Source organism: Flavobacterium sp., from assembly GCF_043779715.1.
In the GTDB taxonomy this organism is placed as follows: Bacteria; Bacteroidota; Bacteroidia; order Flavobacteriales; family Flavobacteriaceae; genus Flavobacterium.
Genome location: NZ_JAYWDT010000037.1, coordinates 1 through 4,681 on the forward strand (window position 1 = coordinate 1; position 4,681 = coordinate 4,681).

Annotated in this window: 7 protein-coding genes; all 7 read right to left on the bottom strand. The window is 31.3% G+C overall.

What is annotated here, in order from left to right:
* A partial coding sequence (locus ACH2BG_RS01540; protein ID WP_395045973.1) for an Acg family FMN-binding oxidoreductase occupies positions 1-1,050 on the bottom strand: 1,050 nt, incomplete at its 3' end.
* On the bottom strand, positions 1,047-1,664 hold the full coding sequence (locus tag ACH2BG_RS01545) for a hypothetical protein (protein ID WP_395045974.1): 618 nt from the start codon (positions 1,662-1,664) through the stop codon (positions 1,047-1,049). The genes ACH2BG_RS01540 and ACH2BG_RS01545, both read right to left, overlap by 4 nt.
* A 63-nt stretch (positions 1,665-1,727) precedes the next feature.
* Positions 1,728-1,961, bottom strand: coding sequence for a ketopantoate reductase family protein (locus ACH2BG_RS01550; protein WP_395045975.1), 234 nt, complete (start codon positions 1,959-1,961; stop codon positions 1,728-1,730).
* Positions 1,958-2,575, bottom strand: coding sequence for an L-2-amino-thiazoline-4-carboxylic acid hydrolase (locus ACH2BG_RS01555; RefSeq protein ID WP_395045976.1), 618 nt, complete (start codon positions 2,573-2,575; stop codon positions 1,958-1,960). The genes ACH2BG_RS01550 and ACH2BG_RS01555 overlap by 4 nt, the downstream gene beginning before the upstream one ends.
* Before the next feature lie 63 nt (positions 2,576-2,638).
* Positions 2,639-3,361, bottom strand: a complete 723-nt coding sequence (locus tag ACH2BG_RS01560) for a nitroreductase family protein (RefSeq protein ID WP_395045977.1) — start codon at positions 3,359-3,361, stop codon at positions 2,639-2,641.
* Positions 3,358-4,461 carry an alpha/beta fold hydrolase gene (locus ACH2BG_RS01565; RefSeq protein ID WP_395045978.1) on the bottom strand — a complete coding sequence of 368 codons (1,104 nt, stop codon included), beginning with the start codon at positions 4,459-4,461 and terminating at the stop codon, positions 3,358-3,360. The genes ACH2BG_RS01560 and ACH2BG_RS01565 overlap by 4 nt, the downstream gene beginning before the upstream one ends.
* Positions 4,462-4,496: 35 nt before the next feature.
* A partial coding sequence (locus ACH2BG_RS01570) for a DUF6064 family protein (protein ID WP_395045979.1) occupies positions 4,497-4,681 on the bottom strand: 185 nt, incomplete at its 5' end.

Below are 4,681 nucleotides of genomic sequence, written 5' to 3' on the forward strand. Positions count from 1 at the left end.
ACCAACACGTAATAAAAATTGAATATTATCTGTAATTCCAATCGAACTATTAACCGATTTATTTGTTTTTTCTTCTTCCAAAATTTGCGTCATTGGATGAATTGCAATATTTCTTTCTTGAACTTTCAACCAAATTCGTTGCAATCGTTTCCCTGATTCTAATAATGATAAAACCGAATTATCTTTGCTTGTAATCACAATCCAACCAGCAGATTGAGCCACCTGTTCTTTGATTGTGTCAATACTTTTTTCACGAAAATCTGTTTTCATTACACTTTCTTTGTCATAAAAATTGCGAATAACCCAACCAGAAAACGCCTCAATTTCCATACTTGCAGGCGTTAATCCATCTCGGTATTTTTCAGCATCTTGGTTAGAAAATCGTATCCAATTTGATAATTCAGTTTGAGCTTCTTCTCGATAGGATTGAATTTTATTAGCTTCGATGGTTTGTTCATTCAAATACAAATGTTCCTTTGAAGTATTTGGAAAATAATGCACATAATCAGTTTCATTTTTAAATAAATAATTCAAATCTTCATTTTTGATGTTTTGATCCAGATAATTCGATCTTAATGTTCTGCGGTTTTGTATTTTTTGAATATCAAATTTTGAAACATTTGATTCGTTAGATAATTTTACAGTCAAAACTTCTTCGTCTTGATTATTTGTTGCGACTAAATCAAATTCACAATTGTAACCCAAATTATTTGCAGCATATTCTAAATTTTGAACAAAAGCACCAATAGATAAAATCGTTTCGCGTTGTGTTGGATCAACTGCAGTCAGCCATTTAGATTTATCGTTACAAATTGTCCAATGAAATGGTTTTTGATATTTAACAAACCAAGGTTGCGTATTGTGTCCACTTGGTGCAAGCGATGCTAGAACTAAAATTGTAGCTTCATCAGTTTGTAAAGGCATTTTAGTTGTCGAATTATCATTTAAATCGTCTCTTTCAAAATTAGAAATATCACTCATTAAATAATAAGAAACACCAGCAATTACAACAGTTACAGCTGTACATTTTATAAATTTTCGTCTGTTCATAATTTCTTTAATTCTTTTAATTGATAACCTTTTTTCTCTGCCAATAAAATAAAATCATCACACAACATTTCCATTTCAATTCGGGCAGCAAGTGCATGATTTGAAATTAATGTTTCTGCCCATTTTGTATTAAATATTAGAGAAAGTAACCAGTTAAGAATCGGTAAAGGAATGAACCTAAATATATTTAATTTTGAAGGTTCAACACCAATCCCCGAGTTCTTTATAAAACTAAATGTTTCCCTTAATGCTTTACTCGTTTGAGTGATTGCTTTTTTATTTTTTGAAAAAGTATAATTATTGCCTCCATCAAAATAAATTCCGAATGCAAGTGGACAAACCATTGCCACGTGGGATTTTTGCCAACTATCCATTTTTTTTGAAATGGATGTAGAGAAACCTGAATTACTTAATATTTCTTTTAATTCATTAATTCGGTTTGTTGCTTTTCCATCAATTTCGCCGAGCGTTGTTGGTTGCACAAAGTTTGATGTTATCGAATAATATACTATTCCATTTTCAATTTTTCCGCCTGCTCCGGGAAATGCCGGGATTACTCTCTCAAGTCCTAATGCGTTAATCCAATCAGCATAACCACTTGCTGTATTGACCATAAACACAAAATTCTTTGACTGATTTTGAGATAAAGTTGGTAATGCCGCTTTTACATGGTCATTTCATAACGTCACGAAAATATAATCGTAAATATCATTTGGTTTTAATTTTGAAATAATGGTAACATGCGCCTTAATTATTTCGTCTCCATTTTTACTGAGCAACAATCCATTATCTTCAAGTTCTTTTAAGCGTTTATTACGTTCCAAAACAGAAACTTGATGACCTGCTAATGCTAATTTCCCAGCATATACAGAACCAATAACACCTGCACCAAAAATTAATATATTTTTCATTTTTTATCTCCATTTAAAAACCTAAAATCGCAACAATCTCCGCCTGTTGACAAAGTTTTTGTTCTTACAAAAATCATTTTTGGTGCTAAGCTGTCATACGTTGTTATATCAGTATCGCAAGTTGCTTTGCATATTTCGGGGCAGCCGTATTGTGTAAAAGTTTCTAAATACAAACAACTGTGTATGTTCATTGCTAATTCTTTTTTGTCATCTACTTTCCATTCCGTTTTCCAGCCTGTTTTGGGGAAATAATAAGCCATCGTTTTTTTTATAATCCATTTTGCTATAAAAAAGAAATAAGGCAGTATGGTGAAAATTGATATTTTTTTACCTGCTTTTATGGCAGTTTTTTGTAACTCTTTATGCAGAAATAAATAGGCTTTTTCTTTTTCTACGCCATTTTTTTGCATGGCTCTATAAAATGCAATCTCAGGAAGAATATAATAACGCAAATGCTTTTCAACGGCGTTACTATTTCTAAAATCGGCATTTTCAAGTAATTCTGTTAGCATAACAGAAGTATCAGTGTATATTTTCATCCCCTTTTCAGTACCAAATTCTGCAATACAATCTTTTTTTATAAAGGATAAAATACTTTTGTTTAGGCTGTTCATATTTTATTTAATAAAATTACCGAACATTTAAACCCTTCAATAATTGATTTCATATTAATAAATTTAAATCCTTCGATAAATCTCCTCAAATGGAATTCTCATTCTATCACCCCAAACACCATTCTCTTCTCTAATTCCGCAAGAAATCACCATATTGATTTCAGCACCATAAGGCAATTTTAAAATACTTTTCACTTTCCTACTATCAAAACCTTCCATTGGGCAAGTGTCGTATTTTTCGTTAGCCATCGCCAGCATAAATGTTTGAGCCGACAAAGCACAAGACTTATGAACCACAACGCGCATATCGTTTTCAGAAACTTGGTACACAATTGGTCTAAAAACCCCAACGATATTGACTATTATTTTTCTGATAATTCCGAAAATTCCAAAGAAACGGAAGTACAAAAAAGGTATTATTCGACCATAATACATTTTCCAACTTTTTAATCTTTTTTCTTGTTTTGCTATTGGACTATTTTTAAACACATTTTGAGTTTCTAATTCTATCATTTCTTTTGCTCGTTTGCGATATAAATCTTGCCTTGTTACAAAAACCACCATTTGTTGTGCGGTAGTTGCCGATTGTTGGTTTAAACAAGCAATAGCTAATTTTTTCAGCATTTCACGGTTTGTTATATGATAATATTCCCAAAGTTGCATGTTGGAACTATTGGGTGCCAAAGTGGCTAGTTCAATACAATGTTTTACTTTATCAGTATCAATTGGCTGATCTTTGTAATGTCGCACTGAACGTCTGTAATTTATTATTTCTTCTAAATTCATTTTTTTAATGTTTTATCAGCCAAACTGTTATTATTCTTCAAAATATCATTTTCAAATATTTTCCTAACCAATTCAGGTTCTTCAAACAATGGACTGTGAGCTGAATTGTTGAAAGTGTAAAATCCTTTTAATGGTGCATCTAACTTTTTTAAATATGCCTTTGATAAATTGATATTAACCGTCAAATCATATTTTCCACTAAAGAAATAAACAGGAATATCTAGTTTTGGCACTTTGGTCGTAAAATCTGTTTTGAGCATTTCGTTTATCAAATTTGTTTTGGGCAGAAATGAAAATTTCGATTTCCAAATGTTTATTTTTTCAGAAATGGTGTAGGCTTTGCAAGTCCAAACAGGAATAAAAACACCCAAAAAAACCGATTTCATTTTGTGCATCGTGCCAATGCCCAATTCGTGCATGTATTGATCTCGAATTTTTGATTTATAAAATGAAAGAATGTTCGCATCAGATTGTAAAACTGGATATTTTTTTAATTTCCTAATTCTTTTTTGATTTCTATCTTTCTCATATTTGTTTAATATATATTTATAAGCCATTTTTTCTGATTCGGATTGATTAGAAATTTGTGCCATTCCGATATAAGCTTGAAATAATTCAGGTTGCATTAGAACCGCAAGTAAAGCAATTGGCGTTCCTCCTGAATGTGCCATAATGTAAATTTTTTCTTTGCTAAAACGCTTCCGCAGATAGTTGGCAACTTCAATTGCATCTGACGAAAGTTGATTAAAATTTATACTTTCTAATGTTACTTCTGACGAATAAGAAAGTCCTCCTCCACGTTGTTCCCAGTAGCAAACGGTAAAGTAATCTTCGAGATTTGGTTTGTATTTATCTACTAGAAAATAATTTGGAAATCCAGGGCCACCATGCACATAGAGTAAAACCGGATTGTTGCTATTCTTACTTTTAATGAACATTCCTTGTGTTACTCCACCAATTTTTACGAAGGTTTTTTCTGAAACGCTTCCTAAAATCGGCTTGTTATTTTCATTTAAATACGGTTCGATTTTACCTGGACTATACCATAGTAAAATAATAAATAGTATTACAGAAAAACATCCTATTATTAAAAATATCATTTGTAACATTTGTTTTATTATTTTTAAAAAGCGTTTCATATTGTTATCGCTTTATAAGTTTTGAATTTTCTATTCCGATAAATCATCAAAGATGTCGCTAACAAACTTGCCACAATCAAACTAGAATCTTCCAAAATTCCAAACTGAATAACGGCTGTAAAACCGATAATCGACCATAAAAACGGAATCATTAAAATCCAAATTGGACATTTTTTCTGGT

Bases quoted from the DNA above. Each gene is read 5' to 3' on its own strand.
- ACH2BG_RS01555 (WP_395045976.1), bottom strand. From the start codon at position 2,575: ATGAACAGCCTAAACAAAAGTATTTTATCCTTTATAAAAAAAGATTGT.
- ACH2BG_RS01560 (WP_395045977.1), bottom strand. From the start codon at position 3,361: ATGAATTTAGAAGAAATAATAAATTACAGACGTTCAGTGCGACATTAC.
- ACH2BG_RS01550 (WP_395045975.1), bottom strand. From the start codon at position 1,961: ATGAAAAATATATTAATTTTTGGTGCAGGTGTTATTGGTTCTGTATAT.
- ACH2BG_RS01545 (WP_395045974.1), bottom strand. From the start codon at position 1,664: ATGGTCAATACAGCAAGTGGTTATGCTGATTGGATTAACGCATTAGGA.
- ACH2BG_RS01565 (WP_395045978.1), bottom strand. From the start codon at position 4,461: ATGATATTTTTAATAATAGGATGTTTTTCTGTAATACTATTTATTATT.